Origin of the sequence: Pontivivens nitratireducens (assembly GCF_014235845.1) — a bacterium.
GTDB lineage: Bacteria > Pseudomonadota > Alphaproteobacteria > Rhodobacterales > Rhodobacteraceae > Pontivivens > Pontivivens nitratireducens.
This window is the reverse complement of sequence record NZ_JACJUQ010000006.1, coordinates 60,533-78,550: the sequence shown is the minus strand read 5'-3', so window position 1 is coordinate 78,550 and position 18,018 is coordinate 60,533. Positions and strand designations below refer to the sequence as shown.

Genomic DNA, 18,018 nt, shown 5'->3' with positions numbered 1-18,018 from the left:
CGGCATTCCCCTTTACTTTCTGAGCTGATCGAAGGGCCAGACCATCAGGTAATCCCTGATATTGCCGTAGAGCTTACCCAGCCCCAGCGGTTCAATCAGAAGGATTATGACGATCAGCGCTCCATAGACCGCGTTCGGGATATGGGCGAGCGTTTCAACGTTGATCTGCATTCCCAGCGACTGGCTACTACCCGAGACGAGCCCGTTGACGATGCCCGGTACGAGCAGGATCAAGGCAACGCCCATGTAGGACCCGATAATGCTGCCAAGTCCGCCAACGATCACCATCGCCAGCACCTGGATCGACACGGCCACCGAGAATTGCTCCGGTGCGGCCAGGAAGAAGAACGTCGCAACCAGCAGCGCGCCACTTACACCCGCGATGAAGGACGACGTCGCGAAGGCCAGGATCTTGTAGTAGAAACTGTTGACGCCCAGAATTGCCGCGGCAAAATCCTTTTCCCGCACCGCAACCAGCGCACGCCCCAAACCGGTACGTTTGAGATTCAGCATGAAGATCGTCACCAGCACACACCACCCGAACGCGACATAGTAATAGCCGGTGTCAGAGGTGATATCCTGCCCCAGCAGGGCCAGGGTCGGGGATTGAAGCGACGCATGCGAACCGCCCGTGATCGCTGGCGAGTGGGTCAGCACCCAGTCCATCACGAACTGCATGGCGAGCGTCGTGAGCGCGAGATAGAGCCCCTTCACCCGCAATGCGGCAAACGCGAACAGGCTGCCGATCACCGAGGATGCCAGACCCCCGATGATGAGGGCGAATTCCCAGGGAATTCCAAACCGCGCCGCGTGGATCGAAGCATATGCACCCACAGCCATGACAGCCGCGTAGCCCAGGTGAAGCTGGCCGGCCCAACCTGTCACCAGGTTCAGACCCAGTGCGGCGGCCGTCCAGATCAGCCATGGCAGCATGTAGCTGTTGAGGTAGAGCGACGGAACAATGAATGGTGCCGCAAGACCGAACAGCAGGACGAACACAGCCAGATTCCGGTCAGCAGGTACCTTGAAGATACGGCTGTCGGAAACATAGTTCGCGTGGTGGACACCGGAAAGTCGGTAGAACATCCCTTATACCCTTTCGATGTCGTGACGACCAAACAGGCCGTGCGGACGGATCATGACCGTAAGAATGAGCACGGCGGCGACGATAAGCTCCCGGCTTCCGCCTCCGACAATCGGATCGAGGAAGTCAGCGCCCACGTTCTCGATGATGCCGAGAAGAATTCCGGCGACCACTGCGCCCAGAATACTGTCGAGACCACCCAGAACAGCCACCGTCAGACCCTTGAGAAGCAACAGTGACAGTGCCTGATCGACACCCTGGATTTCACCCCAGATAACCCCTGCCGCCATCGCAACGACCGAGGCCAGCGCCCAGGACAACCCGACGCCACGTTCGACCGAAATACCGACAGACCATGAGGCCATGTAGTCATCCGCGATCGCGCGCAACTTGATGCCGGTCCGTGTGCGGAAAAACAGCATGAAGGCGACAAAGAGGGCAATCGCCACCGCAGCACCGACAACATGAATGCGGCTGAGGAAGATGTCGCCCAGGAACAGCGGTTCGTAGCTCACCCCAAGTTCCATAGACCGCGACGTTCCACCCCAGATGGCAAGCGTTGTGCCGCGCAGGAAGATATCCAGCCCCAGTGTCATCATCAGGATCATCACGACCGGACGACCGGCCAGACGGCGCAGAGCAACACGCTCAATACCAAATCCCAGACCGAACATGAGGACCGCGCCGATCGGAATGGCCAGCCAGAGCGGCAAACCCAGATCGCGTGCCAGCGCCAGAACCACATAGGCACCGACCATCGTCAGCCCGGCCTGCGCCAGATTGGGCACTGAGGAGGCCTTGTAAATCAGCACGAGGCCGATAGCGAAGAGCGAATATAGCAGTCCCGTCAGGGCACCGTTAATCGCTAGTTCAGACAAAAAGATCCAGTCCATTCATACCTCCCTGATGGGAAGGCTTCTTTCGACCTTCCCTACTTCCCCGGTCTCGTAAGTCACCTGAGCGCTTACATGGACCTCTTTTGAACCGTCGTAGAGTGCCGCGATAACATCGGCGTAGCGCTCTTCGACAACCTTGCGGCGCAATTTCCGGGTCCGCGTGATTTCACCATCGTCCGGGTCGAACTCTTTCGGCAGACTGACAAAGCGTTGCAGGCGCAACGGCTCCGTCACGGCCTTGTTCACGCGCTGGAACGCCTCATGCAGAAGCGTCGCGACCTCATCGCGCTGCGACAGATCGGAATAGGACACGTAGGGCACCCCGTTCACCTCCGCCCAATGGCCTACCGCTTCGAAATCGACGCAGACCATTGCCGTCAGCTCATCCAGACCCGCGCCGAGGACGGCTGCGTCCTTGATATACGGGCTGAACTTCAACCGGTTCTCGATATAGTTCGGAACGTAGCGTTCACCGCCGCCCGTATACATGACCTCCGAGACACGACCCAGAACCACGAGTTGACCGTTATCCTCCAGATAGCCGGCATCGCCGGTGCGCAGCCATCCGTCTTCGAGGGCCTCGGCGCTTGCTTCTGGCTTGTTGTAATAGCCGGCGAACACGCTGTCGGAACGCAGCAGAATCTCACCGGTATCGTCGATCTTTACCTCGACGCCGGGTGCGGGCTTGCCAACGGTATGCAGGCGCACCTCGTTCGGGGCCTGCATCGCGCTGATCGCACTGATTTCGGTCTGTCCGTAGAACTGACGCAGTTTGATGCCCAGGGCGCGATAGAAGACGAACGTGTCCTCACCGATCGCCTCACCACCGGTAAAGGCATTCTTCAGACGGCTCATGCCGAACTGATCCTTGATCGGTCCGAAAACGAGGGCTTCGCCCAACAGCCGGCCCAATGGCTCGAACAAACCGCTGCTCTTGCCGTTCAGCTTGTCTGTTTCGGCGGCGACCGCACGGTCCATGAAGAAGTGGTACAGCCACTTTTTCAACCGTGTTGAATCCTCCATTCCGACCTGAATCGTCGTCAGCATCTGATCCCAGCTTCTGGGAGCCGCCAGATAGAATGTCGGTGCGATTTCGCGCATATCCCGAACGACGGTTTCCTGTCGCTCCGGCACGTTCACGGTAAACCGGTACAACAGCGCCGCTGCGACCGTAATCGCGTAGTCCCCGACCCAGGCCATCGGCAGATAGGCGAGGATCTCCTCACCTTCACCATATGCCCCGGCATCATGGCCATTCTTCGCAGCCGCGAGGACGTTCTTCTGGCTCAGCACGATACCCTTCGGCTTGCCCGTCGTTCCCGACGAATGCAGGAAAATTGCCGGGTCGTCGGGTTGGGTTCTGTTCAGAAGCTCCTCACGCCGGTTGGGCTTTTCGTTGAGATCGTGTTTGCCAATCTCCACCAGGTGATCCCACGACATGAGACCATCTTCATCATAGGCTTCGAGCCCGCGGGTTTCATCATATATGATGTGCTGGATGCCGCTGGCACCCGCGCCGCGTATCTCAAGGATCTTGTCGACCTGCTCCTGATCTTCGGCGATGGCCGCAACGATCTCGACCTCACCCAGGAAATGCTGAAGCTCTTCAAGCGTTGCGCCTGGATAGGCCGGCATTGCGTAAGCACCCAGCAGCGCGATGGACAGCATCCCGCCATAGAGCCGCGCCCGGTTGTCGCCCAGAATGAGCACGGCCTTGCCCCGCGTCACGCCAATTTTCTCGAGCCCGGCCGCACAGGCCAGAACCTCCTCGACGTATTCAGACCAGGTGCTCTCTTTCCAGATTCCGCGCTCTTTTTCGCGAACCGCGATGCTCGACCCATGGCTGGACGCGTTGCGCGCCAGCAATGCGCCGATCGTGTCGCTGGCGGTATTTTGCATCATCGACCCCTCAGTCATGCGCCCCTCCAACATATGCCTCGATGACCCTGGGGTCCTTTACAACTTCTCTCGGAATGCCGCTGGCGATCATCTCGCCGTAGTTCAGCGCCAGCATGCGATCGCAGATGCCGATGATCACATCCATATGGTGCTCGATCAGCAGGACACTGACGCCCCGTTCGGCCCGTGCATCCAGAATGAAGCGGGACATGTATCCCTTTTCTTCCTGGTTCATGCCGGCCATCGGCTCATCCAGAATCAACATTTGCGGCTCGGCCACCAGCGCGCGGGCCAGCTCGACCCGCTTTTTCAAGCCGATGGGAAGCCCGTCGACCATCTCGTGGCGGATGCTTTCAAGCTGCAGGAACTCGATGACTTCCTCGACGACCTTGCGGTTTTCGATTTCCTCGCGCTGCGCGGCCCACCAGTAAAGCGCCGTGCGCAGAACGCCCGGGTTCATGTGGATGTGCCGGCCGAGCAGGATGTTATCCAGAACGCTCATCCCGTTGAACAGCGCCAGGTTTTGGAACGTTCGCGCGACGCCCAGCTTTGCAACCTTGTGCGGTGCGGTGCCCGTGATGTCGTTACCGGCCAGCCGGACAGTGCCGACATTTGGCGGGTAAAAGCCGGTGATCGCGTTGGTAAGCGTCGTCTTCCCGCTGCCGTTCGGCCCCACGAGGCCGAAGATTTCCTTCGGGTGAATGACGAAATCCACGCCTGTGACGGCGACGATACCGCCAAACCGCCGTTCGATTCCACTACATGCCAAGATCGCCCCATCGTCGGCGTGGCTTTTTGTTTCTCTTTTATCCGTCATCTGAATCCTGTTGCCCTCACTGGGTTCATAGCTTGCGTCAGGCGATCCGGAAGTAATCCGGCCGGCCTGTCGGCCAGGGATCACCCCACATCTGTTGCCCGCCGTCGATGTTCAGAACTTCACCTGTTACGAATTTACCCGAACTGGCCGCCATATATACGACACCCTCGGCGACATCCCATTCATCGCCAGCGTGACGCATCGGGTTCGAGTCCTGAAAGGTTGCCGAGCCTTCCTCGGGATAGTTCCCGAAGCCGTTACTCTCACAGCAGCCCGGTGCCACGCAGTTCACGCGGATATCATGCGGCGCCCATTCCACCGCGACCGATTTGGACAGGTATATGACACCTGCCCGTGCCGCGCATGTATGGGCAATACCGGGCATTCCGCGCCAGATGTCGGCCACGATGTTCACGATTGAGCCCGGCTGCTTGCTTTCCACCCAATGGCGCGCGGTGGCCTGCATCATCCACCATGTGCCGTTGAGGTTGGTGTCGATGACGGCATTCCAGCCCTTCGGTGAAAAATCCAGTGCGGCCTGCGGAAATTGCCCGCCTGCATTGTTGACCAATACGTCAATCGCACCGAATTCCTGATTTACGCCGCGAACGAAGTCCTCGACCTGTTCGGGATCACGAATTGTCATGGCGCGGGTAAAGACCGTGGCGCCCAGACTTTCGAGAAATTCCCTGGCCGAAGCGAGCTTTTCCTCGTTGCGTCCATTTATGGCAAGATTTGCGCCCAGCCGGGCAAACAGGGCCGCAATCGCCAAACCCAATCCACCACCTGCGCCGGTTACAACAACGGTTTTGCCTGCGAACAAGTCGCTGGCATATACAGTAGATCGCGCTGCCAGGTCCTCTCGCGAAGACCCAAACTGCGTCTCAGTCATGACGCTTCCTCCCTATCCCCCGTTCGGGGTAATTTTCCCCCATTCGGAGGTTATTTTTCGATAATCTAACGCGCGTTAGAAAAATAATCAACACCAGAATTTTCGTTACGTCATATCCGCACCGAAACCTAGTAAGACTTTGGAAGTCCAAGAGCTTTCTCGGCGATGAACGACAAGAGCATTTGCGGCGTCACCGGAACGATACGAAACAGCAATGCCTCTCTGACCAAACGCTCTACATGGTACTCCTTGGCGTAACCGAATCCCCCAAAAGCGATCTGCGCAGCTTCCGTCGCCTCCACCGCGGCATCGGCTGCCAGAAGTTTGGCCGCGTTCGCCTCCACACCGCACGCCTCACCCGCATCGTAAAGGGCGGCGGCGTGCATCACCATCAAATTGGCCGCCTCCACCCGCGCCCAAGCCTGCGCCAGCGGATGCTGAACGCCCTGATTCTGACCGATCGGGCGGTTGAAAACCACGCGCTCTTTCGCATATTGCGACGCGCGGGTCAAAGCGTTGCGTGCAATGCCGATACATTCCCCTGCCACGAGGATACGTTCCGGGTTCAGGCCGTGCAGAATTTGCCGAAAGCCCTGGCCCTCCTCGCCAATCAGATCACTGGCCGGGATCGGCAGACCGTCGATGAACATTTCATTGGAATCGACTGCCTTGCGCCCCATTTTCTCGATCTCACGCACATCCACATACGTCCGATCCAGATCCGTATAAAACAGGCTCAACCCCTCGGTCGGGTTGGTCACGTCCTCGATCCGGGTCGTTCGCGCCAGAAGCAACATCTTGTGCGCCACCTGCGCGGTCGAGATCCAGACCTTCTGTCCGTGCACGACATATTTGTCCCCCTGCCGAACCGCCAGGGTTTTCAGCTTTGTCGTGTCCAGGCCCGTCGTGGGCTCCGTCACGGCGAAGCACGCCTTTTCATCACCGGCGATCAGGGGGCTCAACATGCGCGCGCGCTGCTCATCGGTTCCGAATTTCACCACCGGGTTGAGGCCGAATATATTCATGTGAATGGCCGAAGCCCCGCTGGCGCCGCCCCCGGACTCCGCGATCGCCTGCATCATGATGGTCGCTTCGGTAATGCCCAGACCGGCACCGCCCACCGCTTCGGGCATCGCAATCCCCAGCCAGCCGCCGTCGGCCATGGCCTTGTGCAGATCATGGGGGAAACCGCCGTTGCGGTCCTTTTCCAGCCAGTAATCATCGTCGAATTGCGCACAAATCCGCAGGATCTGTTCGCGAATTTCCTTTTGCTCATCTGTCATTCGAAACGTCACGGCATGTCATCCTTCACGTTAAGGCCCACCAGCCCCGCCTCATGCAGAGCGGTTATGTGGGCGTCATCAAAACCAAGATCACGCAGAATGCTGCGGCTGTCCGCGCCCGGTTCGCGTCCCAGCCAACGAAGCTCACCGGGGGTGGCGCTCAAATGCGGAATCGGCCCGATCACCTGCGTCTGCTCGCCCGGGACCGCCACGATATCACCGCGATGGCGTATTTGCTCGTTGGTCGTAATCTCCTCAACGCTCAGCACTTGTGAGGCGACCGCGTCGTGACGGGCGAATTCGGCTTTCACTTCCGCGAGAGTGTGCTGCGTCACGAAATCGTTGATGGCGTCGAAGACGACCGTCATATGCTGCGACATCTCCGCCAGGGTCGCGAAACGCGGATCATCGGCCAGATCATCCCCGCCAACTGCCCTCAGCAAGCGTTGCGCTGTTTCCGCGCTGCCTGCGGAAACGGTCAGCCATACCCCGTCGGAGGTACGGAACATGCCCCCGGGCGCGAAGTCCATTGGCTGTCGCAGACCGTTCCGCCGGGGTGAATGCTTTGCCCCCGTCAGCGCAGGAACAGGATAATCCATCAACCGCAACAGCGCCTCGAACACCGCCAGATCGACGACCTGACCGCGCGCAATCCCCTTCTCCCTGGCAAAAAGCGCGATCATGATGCCCAGCGCGCCCATGAGCCCTGTCGTGCTGTCAGCAGCGGGAAACCCCGGATGCATCGGCGGCCCGTCGGTGAAACCAGTCAAATGTGCCAGACCGCTCATGGCCTCTGCCGCGCGTCCGAATGCCGGTACGTCGCGCATCGGACCGTCCTGCCCGTAACCCGATACGCGCAGGATCATCAGATCCGGGTTCCACTCATGCAGAACGTCCGGTCCGATTCCTGCACGCTCAAGAACACCCGGGCGGAAATTCTCGACAAGCACGTCTGATTCTTCAACCAACCTGCGCAGGACGTCCCGCCCCTCATCCGACTTCCAGTTCAGGCTCAGGATTTTCTTGTTACGGCCCAGCGTCTTCCACCAGACGCCGACGCCGTCCTCCGCCTTGGGTCCAAGTTCGCGCATCATGTCTGTGCGGTTGGGCGACTCGATCTTGATGACATCTGCGCCGAAGTCGGAGAGCAAGGCCGTCGAAAGCGGTGCGGCAATCACATGACCGAGTTCGATTATTTTCAGGTGCTGAAGGGGTCCGGTCATCTATGCTCTTCGCTAATAATCTAACATTTGTTAGATTATTAGCGAAGTGGAACGCAAACCTCAAGTCTTGAGCTGACCCGCAGGCCCCGCCAGATGTTCTTTCAATACCCCGATGAGCTGTTCTTCGCTGACATCCCCATCGCAGGCTAGCTTGCAAAAATCACCGGGATGTAGGCGATCATAAGATAGACGACGATCAGCACGGCCAGGTAGGGCACGACCGCACGGGCAATCCGCTCAACCGGCTGATCCGTCGTGGACGAGGCGACGAACAGGTTGATTGCGACGGGGGGCGTCACCATCCCGATCGCCAGGCCCACCACGATAATAATTCCGAAATGCACAGTCCCGATGCCCAGCTGCGCCGCAAGCGGCAGCAGCATCGGTGTCAGGATGATCAATGCACTCGCCGTTTCCAGAAACACGCCTGTAATCAGGATCAGGGCCATAACCACCAGCAGCAGCAGGAACACATTGTCGGTGAGAGACAGCGCAAGCGCGGCAATCGCGTTGGGCACCTGCCAGCTTGCCAATGTCCAGCTCAACACAGAGGAGGCGGCGATGACAAAGAGTATGACAGCCGTCGTAACGCCCGCCCGCAGGATGATCCGATATAGCCCGCGCAGGGTCAGATCCCGGTAAATGAACAGCGAAACGAGGATCGCGTAATTCACGGCAACCACGGCCGCCTCGCTTGGCGTGAAAACGCCCGAGAAGATCCCGCCAAGGATGATCAGGGGCGCCATCAGGCCCCAGCTGGCGGCAAAAAAGGTGCGAACGATGGTTTTCAGGGAAAGACTGGTGCCGCGTGGATAGGCTCGCCTGTAACCCTGGATCACGGCCACGATCATCAGGCCAAGACCCATTGCGACACCGGGGATGAAACCGGCCAGAAAGAGGCTCTTGACCGATTCCTGCGCGATCACCGCGTAGATGATCATGGGCACCGAAGGCGGGATCACCACGCCGATGGTACCGGCAGCGGCGATCAGCGATGCGGCGGAGGCCGGGTCATAGCCCTTGCGCTTCAGCTCGGGGACGAGGCTCGCCCCGACCGCTGCGGTGGTCGCGGCGCCCGAACCGGAAATAGCGGCAAAAAACACCCCCGCCAGCACCGAGACGACAGACAGCCCACCCTTGATAAAACCAAGCAGGCTGTCAGCGAAGGCGATCAGGCGCTTGGAAATCTCACCCTGAGCGAGGATATCGCCGGCCAGAACGAACATCGGCACCGCGACCAGCGCAAAGCTGTTGATGCCTGCAAACATCTGTTGTGGCACGACCATCAGGGGCACATCGCCCAGATTGAGCGCGGCCATGGTCGAGGCGCCGATCACGATCGCGACCGGCAATCCCATCAGAAGGAACAGGACGAAGAGCAGGACGAGGACAAGGCTCATTCAACAACATCCCGCATTCGATCCCGTATCGTCGTGTCGCCGGACAATAATCTGACCAGATCGATACACGACATCGCCGCCATCAATCCGCTCGCCACCGGCATCACGAGGTAGATGTTGTTCATCGGAATTCGCAGCGAAGGAGACCGCTGAAAGCTCTGAAGGTCCATATACCGCCAGCCGATCCAGGTCAGGGTGGCGAGAAAGGCAATCGAAACCAGAATTCCTGCGCCGATCACAATTCGGCGCAGGTTGGCGGGCAGGCTGTCGCGCGCCAGTTGCACCGCGATGTGCCTGCCCTGTTGAAACGCCAGGGTGGCCCCAAGGAAGGTAATCCAGATCAGCAGGAAACGTGCGACCTCCTCGGTCCATGTGACCGAGGTGAAGAACACACGCGATACGATCTGAAGCGATATGACGAATGTCAGCGCGACCATGCCCGCGACCACAACCGGCCCCAGAATCGCACCGACAATCCGATCCACCCACCCGAGCAGCTTGAGCATGTTATCTGAGCGCCTCCTGAATGCGGGGCAGGTAATCGCCGAACCGCTCACCATACTTCACATAGACCGGGGCGACAGCCTCGGAGAAGGCCGACAGATCCGCGTCGTCGATCACGTTCATACCGGAGGCGCGCAGCTCTTCGAGTTGCTGGCTCTCCTGCTCGGCGTTGAGCTGGCGTTCGTACTCGGCTGCTTCCTGAGCAGACTGAAGAACGATCTCCTGCGCTTCTTCGGAAAGGTTGTTCCAGACAGGAAGGCTCATCACGAAGATCGCCGGGGCGTAGGAGTGCCGCGTCATGGTCATGTTCGTCTGCGTTTCGTTCAACTGGAACGAGTGCACGACGCCAACCGGATTTTCCTGACCGTCAATGGTGCCCTGCTGCATGGCCGTCAACGCTTCGGTCCAGGCCATCGGGATTGCGTCGGCGCCCAGCTCACGGAACGTGTCGATATAGACCGGATTTTCCATGACCCGCACCTTGAGGCCCTGCACATCGGCGGGCGAGTTGATGGGACGTTCGGAGTTGGTCAGATTGCGAAAACCACGCTCCGCATAGGCCAGACCCTTCAGGTTCACCTCGGAAAGACGATCGAGAAGCTCCTGTCCGATGGGCCCGTCCAGAACCTCGTAGGCTTTCGCGGCCGAGGGGAACAGGAACGGCATTTCGAACACCGCCATATCCTCAAGGAAGTTCGAGACCGGGCCATTCGTGATCACGCCCATGTCAACCGTGCCGATCTGCATCCCTTCGAGCAATGTGCGCTCGTCACCCAGCGTGGCGTTCGGAAACACCTCGACGCTGATCTTGCCGTCCGACCGTTCCGCGACAAGCTCCTGAAACCGCGTGGCCGCCGCGTGAAAGCCATCGTTTTCGTTCACGACATGCGCCAGGCGCAGGTTCGTTTCCTCGATCTCTGCGAAGGCGGGCTGGCTGATGGCGATTGAGGCCACGCAACCGAGCAGCACCGCGAACTTTCCAGTGATTTTCATGATATCCTCCCTAATATGCCTTGAGGTGAGAGACTTGCGGGCATGCGCCGTCCCATTCCGGCATCCGAAAATGGCAAGTTGCGCCGCACCCAGATGCCTCACGCCCCACGCCGATCAGATGCCGACCCCACCGCTCCGTTCGAGCAGGCGTTCTGCTTATCATTCCTTGGATTCGTTTAACATACCGCTCTGGATATGTGCGTGCCGTTTCGGGGGCGCTGGCCCTATCGCCCCGCGCGGGTGGCAGACCTTGCGCCTGCGGGCTTTCCTTGACCAAGGCAACCGCGAGAGACGGGGCCGCGCGCCGTTCTGGACAAGCTTCACACCAGCGGTATCGTGATTCGTACAGGCCACGTGGAACCGAAGGAGGCGAGGATGCAGGATGACGATACCGGCGGTTCGGCCCCCTGCATGGCCCATCTTCTGGTCGGGGGAAAACCGGTTGATCCGGGCACGATGCGCGATGTTGCCTGCTTTCGCAAAGCCGAACGCACCCGTCTGATGCAGGCACGGCGCGCCGTGAGCAGCCCGGATCGTGACGCCGTGACGCGCGATCTGCGCACCGCCCTCGATACGATCGTGACGCCGCATCCGGGGATGAGGATCGCCGCCTACTGGCCCATTCGAGGCGAACCCGATCTGCGCGACTGGATGGTGGCGGCGCATGAGGCAGGTGCGACGGTTCTGCTTCCCGTCGTAATCGCGAAGGACGCGCCGCTGGTATTCCGGGCCTGGTCGCCGGGCTGCGCGATGGCACGTGGTATCTGGGGTATTCCGGTGCCTGCTCACGGGGTGGAGGCGGCGCCGGATGTCGTGATCTCACCCCTGTTGGGGGTCGACGGGGGATGCTTCAGGCTGGGCAATGGTGGCGGCTATTACGACCGGACGCTGTGCGACCTCAACCCCGCGCCGAGGGTGATCGGCGTCGGGTTTGCGGATTGCGTGATCCCCACGATCTTTCCGATGCCGTGGGACATTCCCATGGACAGTGTCGTACTGTCCGATGGGTCTATGCGCCACAGGACCTGAACCGACACCTTCCACATCAGACGGACATTTCCCCGTTCGCACCCGCGCCGTTCATCCCAGTCAGAAGGGCGAGGTTGCGCCAATCGCTCAGGCGCTTCCTGACCGCGCAGGTCTCTGACCAATCAGCGGCGCGATGAACCGTCTGCTAACCTGACCCTCGCCGCTTAATCCTTGTAACCGCCCAGATCGCAAACGATCCGCCATTCCTCCTCCGTGACGGGTTGCACGGACAGGCGGGAATTGTTCACGAGGATCATGTCGGACAGCCGCGGATCGTCCTTGCAATCCTGAAGCGTGACGGGCCGCGGGAAGGGGGCGATCGCCTTGATGTCCACGCATTCCCACCGGTCGTCGTCGGCCTTGCTGTCGGGATGTGCCTCGGCGATGACCTCGACCACGCCGACGACACGCTTCTGATCAATCGAGTGGTAGAAGAAGCCCCTGTCGCCGATCTTCATGGCGCGCATGTTGTTGCGCGCCTGATAGTTGCGCACACCGTCCCATTCCTCACCTTCGTCGCCCTTGGCGACCTGATCGTCCCAGCCCCATGTGTTCGGCTCGGATTTGAACAGCCAATATGCCATGTCAGCCCCCAATGACCCGCTTCCACGGGTGAATATCGACCGAGGCGAACAGACCCGCGCGGGCATAGGGATCGGCATCGGCCCATGCATGCGCCGCATCCATATCGGCAACGTCCAGAATCACCAGGGAACCGGCCATATCACCCTGCGCGTCGAGCAAGGGGCCCGCCTGTGCCACAACCCCTGTCTGGGCGATATAGGCGAGGTGCGCATCGCGGTTGGCCTTGCGCGTTTCCAGCGCGCCGGGTTTGTCATGGGCAAAGATCGCATAGAACATGGTGTTTCCTCTCAGGCTTTCGCGCCTTTCTTGCCGGAACCGAGCATCGGTACGGCGGTTTTGTCGAGCGGCCAGCGCGGGCGGGCGGTCAGGGTGTCCTCGGTCAGACCGGCGTCGAACCTCTCCCACCCGGCCCAGGCGATCATGGCGCCATTATCCGTGCACAGTTTCAAGGGCGGCGCGATGAAGGTAAAGCCCGCCTCATCCGCCGCACGCTGCAATCCGGCGCGGATCGTGGCATTGGCCGCGACACCGCCCGCCACGGCGATGGTGCTGGCACCGTGCAGTTCGGTGAAGGCCGCCAGCGCGCGCGCGGTCTTTCTGGCCAGCACATCCGCCACGGCCTGTTGAAAGCTGGCGCACAGATCGGCCCGGTCCTGTCGGGTGATACCGCCCCTTTCCTCGACGATCATGTCGCGGGCGCGGCGCAGAGCGGTTTTCAGTCCTGAAAAGCTCATGTCGCAACCCGGTCGATCCAGCAGTGGCCGGGGGAAGGCGAACCGGCGCGGATCGCCGTTGGCGGCCTCCGCCTCCACCAACGGGCCGCCGGGCTGCGGCAGGCCCAGCAGCTTGGCCGTCTTGTCAAATGCCTCACCGGGGGCATCGTCGATGGTGCTGCCCATGCGGGTGAAATCGTCAGGGCCGGTCACGGCGAGGAACTGGCAATGCCCGCCCGAGACCAGCAACATCAGATAGGGAAACGGCACCCCGTCCGTTAGGCGCGGTGTCAGGGCATGTCCGGCCAGGTGATTGACACCGATCAGCGGCTTGCCCGATCCGTCGGCCAGCCCCTTGGCGAACATCACGCCCGACAATACACCGCCGATCAGGCCGGGGCCGGCGGTGACGGCAATCAAGTCGATGTCGGACAGCGTCACGTCCGCCTCTGCCAGCGCTGCCTCCGCCACGATGTCGAGCCGTTCGGCATGGGCACGGGCGGCAATCTCGGGCACGATGCCGCCGAAATCGGCATGCAGATCGGTTTGCGAGAACACCCGATTGGACAGGATCACGCGATCCGCGCCGACGACGGCGGCCGCTGTATCGTCACAGCTCGATTCTATGCCAAGGATCAGGGTCATGGGCGTTGCCTAAAGGCTGGCGCGCGGGGCGTCCATTTCGGATTCGCCGCGATATCCCCGCTGGAGGTTCCGACCCTTGTGGTCCGATGCCTCCGGCGGGGATATTTGAGGAAAGTGAACGGATCAGATGCCGCCCATGCACATGTACTTGATCTCCAGATATTCCTCGATGCCGTATTTCGAGCCCTCGCGGCCGAGGCCGGATTGCTTGACGCCACCGAAGGGCGCGACCTCCGTCGAGATCAGGCCGGTGTTCAGGCCGACGATGCCGTATTCCAGCGCCTCACCCACACGCCAGACCCGACCGATGTCGCGAGTATAGTAATAGGCGGCGAGACCGAAGACCGTGTCGTTGGCCAGGGCGATGCCCTCTTCCTCCGTCTCGAACTTGAACAGGGGGGCCACCGGGCCGAAGGTTTCCTCATCCGCGATCTGCATGTCCTGCGACATGCCGGTGACGACGGTGGGGGTGAAGAAGGTACCGCCCTTGTCGCTTTTCGTGCCGCCCTCGATGATTGTCGCGCCCTTGGACACGGCGTCATCCAGGTGGGTCTGCACCTTCTTTACCGCATCGGTCGAGATCAGGGGGCCGATATCCGTGCCCTCCTGCATGCCGTCGCCGACCTTCATCGCCGCGACCCGTTCGGCCAGCTTGCGCGAGAATTCATCATAGACGCCCGACTGCACATAGATGCGGTTCGCGCAGACGCAGGTCTGGCCAGCGTTGCGGAACTTGCAGATCATCGCGCCTTCGATCGCGGCGTCGATATCGGCGTCGTCGAATACGAGGAACGGGGCGTTGCCGCCCAGCTCAAGGCTCATCTTCTTGATAGTGCCGGCGCATTGTTCCATCAGGATCGAGCCGACGCGGGTGGAGCCGGTGAAGGTAATCTTGCGCACCTTGTCGTTCTCGCACAGCTCCTTGCCGATGGCGGAGCTGTCGGACCCGGTGACGACATTGAACACGCCCTTGGGAAAGCCTGCCTGTTCGGCCAGTTCGGCCAGGGCCAGCGCGGTCAGCGGGGTCAGTTCGGCGGGCCGGGCGACAACCGTGCAGCCTGCGGCCAGACCGGGGGCCAGCTTGCGCGTGATCATCGCGAGCGGGAAGTTCCACGGCGTGATCGAGCCGACGACGCCCACGGGCTGCTTGATGACCACGATACGCTTGTCCGCCTGATGCGGCGGGATGGTGTCGCCGTAGATGCGCTTCGCCTCCTCAGCGAACCACTGGATGAAGGACGCGCCGTAAGCGACCTCACCGCGCGCTTCCTTGAGCGGTTTGCCCATCTCGGCGGTGATGATCCTGGCCAGATCCTCCTGATTTTCCATGATCAGGCGATACCATTCCATCAGGATCGAGTAGCGTTCCGAGGCGAGTTTCGCGGCCCAGTCGGCCTGTGCGGCATCCGCGGCGTCGATGGCGCGGGCGACCTCGGTCCGGCCCAGATCGGCAACCTGCGCGATCACGCTGTCATCCACCGGGTTGGTCACGTCGAAGGTGGCACCGCCATCCGCATCGGTCCACGCCCCGTCGATATAGGATTTCGTGACGAACAGTTTCGAGTTGTCGAGTTTCATGGTGCCCTCCCGGCGGTCGGTTTCATTGGTTCAAAAGTCGCAGGTGATGCCCTTCTTCTCCCAATCACCGAAGCGGATCGGCTCGGGCCCGTCGCGGCCACCCAGTTCCTCGGGCAGATCCAGCGGCGGCGTGGCCCGCTTGCGGTCCTCGGCCTCGGCCAGGGCGCGGGTCGCGGCGGCGCGCAGGCGGGCGGTCTTTTCGGGATCGTCGGTCATTCCTACATCTCCTATCGGGCCTACATCTCCTATCGGGAGGTGCCTATACTGCATATGTTCCACCGAGTTTCGGACGCAAGGGGTCACGGCGATGAACTACTTCAAGACGGGTCTGCTGCTGGCGGGGCTGACGGCCCTGTTCATGGGTGTGGGCTATCTGATCGGCGGGCAGTTGGGGATGCTGATCGCGCTGGGTTTCGCCGTCGCGACCAACGCATTCGCATGGTGGAATTCCGACAAGGCGATGCTGAGGATGCACGGCGCGCAGCCTGTCACCCGCGCCTCGATCCCCGAAGTGTTCCAGATGGTGCAGGAATTGTCGCGCAACGCCGATCTGCCGATGCCCAAGATCTATCTGATCAACGAGGCGCAGCCGAATGCCTTTGCCACCGGGCGCAACCCGGAAAACGCGGCGGTGGCGGTGACGGCGGGTCTGTTGCGCAGCCTGTCCCCCGATGAGGTGCGCGGCGTCATCGCGCATGAGCTGGCGCATATCAAGAACCACGACACGTTGATCATGACCATCGCGGCCACCATCGGGGGGGCGATCTCGATGCTGGCGCAGTTCGGGCTGTTCTTTGGCGGTGGCAACCGGGAGCGTGGGGCGTTGAGCGGGATCGGCATGATCGCGGCGGTGCTGCTGGCACCCCTGGCCGCGATGATGATCCAGATGCTGATCAGCCGCACGCGGGAATATTCCGCCGACCGGATGGGGGCGGAAATCGCCCGAGATCCCATGGGGCTGGCCAATGCCCTGCGCAAGATCGCGGGCGGCGCGCAGGTCCGTGAAATGGCCAGCGCCGAGAGCAATCCCGCAACCGCGCACATGTTTATCGTGAACCCTCTGACTGGACGCGGGACCGACAATCTGTTTTCGACGCACCCAGATGTGAACAACCGGATCGAGGCATTGATGAAGATGGCAGGCTCCCCCCAGATGAGCGGACCGCAGGTGCGGGCCAGCTCCGTTCCCAACATTCGGCGCAACCGGTGAGCGCGCCGGGCCTTCCCGCGCGGCTGGCGGCGGCGGAATTGTTGATCGGGGTCCTGTCCGACGGCATCATGCTGGGCGATCTGGTGGACCGTTTGCCCGACGACCTGCCCCCACCGGCGCGGGCGCGGGCGCAGAGCCTCGCCGCGATGGTGCTGCGCAATCTGGAGCCGATCGACACCGTTTTGGAACAGTTCCTGACGCGTAAGCCCCCGGCCCGCGCCATGCAGGCCCTGCGCATCGCGGCGGCGGAAATGCTGATCGACGAGGTCGCGCCCCACGCCGCCGTGGACGCCGCCGTGCGCGCCGCTCGCACCGATCCGAAGACCGCGCGGCTCAGCGGTCTGGTCAATGCGGTCGCGCGCAATATCAGCCGCGAGGGGTTCGACATCTGGGCGCAGATGGACCCACAGCGTCTGCCGCACTGGCTGCGCACGCCGCTGGTCCGCGCTTACGGTGAGGATACGGTGGACGCGATGGAGCGGGTTCACGCAGGCGGTGCGCCGCTGGACCTGACCCTGCGCGGCGATCTGCCCGAGGGGTTGGAGGGGGAGATGGCCCCGACCGGCACCCTGCGCCGGTATCGCCCCGGTCAGGTCAGTGCCCTGCCCGGTTATGACGAAGGCGCGTTCTGGGTGCAGGACGCCGCCGCCGCCCTGCCCGCCCGCGTTCTGGATGCGAAACCCGGCGAACGGGTGCTGGACCTCTGCGCCGCACCGGGGGGCAAAACCTTGCAACTGGCCGCCGTCGGTGCGGATGTCGTGGCGCTGGATATCTCCTCGAAACGGTTGGAGCGGGTGCGCCAGAACCTCGACCGGACCCGGCTGAAGGCCCAGATCGTGCGCGCGGATGCACTGAAGTGGACACCCGACGCACCGTTCGACGCGATCCTGCTGGACGCGCCCTGTACCGCCACCGGCACCCTGCGCCGCCACCCCGACCTGCCCTTCGTCAAGACGGGTGAGGAAAACAAGTCGCTGGTGCAGTTGCAGCGTGAACTGCTCGAACGCGCCGCCCAGTGGGTCAAGCCGGGGGGGCGTCTGGTGTTTTGCACCTGCTCTCTGCTGCCATCCGAGGGGGAGGTGCCGGTCGCGCGCTTCCTGGAAACCCATCCCGACTGGACGCTGGACCCGATCGACGCCGAGGCTCTGGGCGGCGATGCCGAATGGGCCGTGGACGGCGCGCTGCGCCTGCGCCCCGATTTCTGGGCCGAACAGGGCGGTATGGACGGCTTCTATATCGCGCGCCTGCGCAAGAAGGCATGACATCC

General features: G+C 61.6%; 18 protein-coding genes. 3 read left to right on the top strand and 15 right to left on the bottom strand.

Annotated elements, in window-relative coordinates; all coding sequences use genetic code 11:
• Positions 1-12 precede the first annotated feature (12 nt).
• The 10 genes from H1S03_RS08785 to H1S03_RS08740 all read right to left on the bottom strand — a co-directional run bounded on the left by H1S03_RS08785 (position 13) and on the right by H1S03_RS08740 (position 10,991).
• Positions 13-1,086, bottom strand: coding sequence for a branched-chain amino acid ABC transporter permease (locus tag H1S03_RS08785; protein WP_185804099.1), 1,074 nt, complete (start codon positions 1,084-1,086; stop codon positions 13-15).
• A 3-nt stretch (positions 1,087-1,089) separates the two neighbouring features.
• The gene (locus tag H1S03_RS08780) at positions 1,090-1,977 is read right to left on the bottom strand and encodes a branched-chain amino acid ABC transporter permease (RefSeq protein ID WP_185804098.1); all 888 of its coding nucleotides are present in this window, start codon (positions 1,975-1,977) and stop codon (positions 1,090-1,092) included.
• Positions 1,978-3,879, bottom strand: a complete 1,902-nt coding sequence (locus tag H1S03_RS08775) for an AMP-dependent synthetase/ligase (protein ID WP_249777864.1) — start codon at positions 3,877-3,879, stop codon at positions 1,978-1,980.
• 10 nt (positions 3,880-3,889) lie between these two features.
• Entirely contained in the window at positions 3,890-4,696 is an 807-nt protein-coding gene (locus H1S03_RS08770) for an ABC transporter ATP-binding protein (protein ID WP_166188416.1), read from the bottom strand.
• A gap of 37 nt (positions 4,697-4,733) precedes the next feature.
• On the bottom strand, positions 4,734-5,588 hold the full coding sequence (locus H1S03_RS08765; RefSeq protein WP_185804096.1) for an SDR family oxidoreductase: 855 nt from the start codon (positions 5,586-5,588) through the stop codon (positions 4,734-4,736).
• Positions 5,589-5,716: 128 nt separating this feature from the next.
• The gene (locus H1S03_RS08760) at positions 5,717-6,871 is read right to left on the bottom strand and encodes an acyl-CoA dehydrogenase family protein (RefSeq protein WP_166188420.1); all 1,155 of its coding nucleotides are present in this window, start codon (positions 6,869-6,871) and stop codon (positions 5,717-5,719) included.
• Positions 6,872-6,879: 8 nt separating this feature from the next.
• Positions 6,880-8,094: a CaiB/BaiF CoA transferase family protein gene (locus H1S03_RS08755; RefSeq protein ID WP_185804094.1), complete on the bottom strand. Its 1,215-nt coding sequence runs from the start codon at positions 8,092-8,094 to the stop codon at positions 6,880-6,882.
• 146 nt (positions 8,095-8,240) lie between these two features.
• Positions 8,241-9,494: a TRAP transporter large permease gene (locus H1S03_RS08750; protein WP_185804093.1), complete on the bottom strand. Its 1,254-nt coding sequence runs from the start codon at positions 9,492-9,494 to the stop codon at positions 8,241-8,243.
• Positions 9,491-10,000, bottom strand: a complete 510-nt coding sequence (locus H1S03_RS08745) for a TRAP transporter small permease (RefSeq protein WP_185804092.1) — start codon at positions 9,998-10,000, stop codon at positions 9,491-9,493. The genes H1S03_RS08750 and H1S03_RS08745 overlap by 4 nt, the downstream gene beginning before the upstream one ends.
• Before the next feature lies 1 nt (position 10,001).
• Positions 10,002-10,991, bottom strand: a complete 990-nt coding sequence (locus tag H1S03_RS08740) for a TRAP transporter substrate-binding protein (protein ID WP_185804091.1) — start codon at positions 10,989-10,991, stop codon at positions 10,002-10,004.
• 375 nt (positions 10,992-11,366) lie between these two features.
• Here H1S03_RS08740 and H1S03_RS08735 point away from each other — a divergent pair, with 375 nt between their 5' ends.
• Entirely contained in the window at positions 11,367-12,020 is a 654-nt protein-coding gene (locus tag H1S03_RS08735; protein ID WP_185804090.1) for a 5-formyltetrahydrofolate cyclo-ligase, read from the top strand.
• Between the two features lie 164 nt (positions 12,021-12,184).
• Here H1S03_RS08735 and H1S03_RS08730 read toward each other — a convergent pair whose 3' ends face one another.
• The 5 genes from H1S03_RS08730 to H1S03_RS08710 form a co-directional block, all read right to left on the bottom strand.
• Entirely contained in the window at positions 12,185-12,604 is a 420-nt protein-coding gene (locus tag H1S03_RS08730; RefSeq protein ID WP_185804089.1) for an EVE domain-containing protein, read from the bottom strand.
• Position 12,605: 1 nt separating this feature from the next.
• A complete protein-coding gene (locus H1S03_RS08725) occupies positions 12,606-12,881 on the bottom strand; it encodes a YciI family protein (protein ID WP_166188463.1) in 276 nt (91 codons plus the stop codon).
• Between the two features lie 11 nt (positions 12,882-12,892).
• The gene (tsaD, locus tag H1S03_RS08720; RefSeq protein ID WP_185804088.1) at positions 12,893-13,963 is read right to left on the bottom strand and encodes a tRNA (adenosine(37)-N6)-threonylcarbamoyltransferase complex transferase subunit TsaD; all 1,071 of its coding nucleotides are present in this window, start codon (positions 13,961-13,963) and stop codon (positions 12,893-12,895) included.
• 123 nt (positions 13,964-14,086) lie between these two features.
• Complete coding sequence (locus H1S03_RS08715) at positions 14,087-15,541, bottom strand: NAD-dependent succinate-semialdehyde dehydrogenase (protein ID WP_185804087.1); 1,455 nt, start codon at positions 15,539-15,541, stop codon at positions 14,087-14,089.
• A 30-nt stretch (positions 15,542-15,571) separates the two neighbouring features.
• Positions 15,572-15,757 carry a DUF1674 domain-containing protein gene (locus H1S03_RS08710; RefSeq protein ID WP_166188470.1) on the bottom strand — a complete coding sequence of 62 codons (186 nt, stop codon included), beginning with the start codon at positions 15,755-15,757 and terminating at the stop codon, positions 15,572-15,574.
• Between the two features lie 91 nt (positions 15,758-15,848).
• Between H1S03_RS08710 and htpX the strand changes: the two genes are divergently transcribed.
• Together htpX and H1S03_RS08700 are read left to right on the top strand one after the other, a co-directional pair.
• Positions 15,849-16,751: a zinc metalloprotease HtpX gene (htpX, locus tag H1S03_RS08705; RefSeq protein ID WP_185804086.1), complete on the top strand. Its 903-nt coding sequence runs from the start codon at positions 15,849-15,851 to the stop codon at positions 16,749-16,751.
• Complete coding sequence (locus H1S03_RS08700; RefSeq protein WP_185804085.1) at positions 16,748-18,013, top strand: transcription antitermination factor NusB; 1,266 nt, start codon at positions 16,748-16,750, stop codon at positions 18,011-18,013. Before htpX ends, H1S03_RS08700 begins: the two co-directional genes overlap by 4 nt.
• The last annotated feature ends 5 nt before the right edge of the window (positions 18,014-18,018 follow it).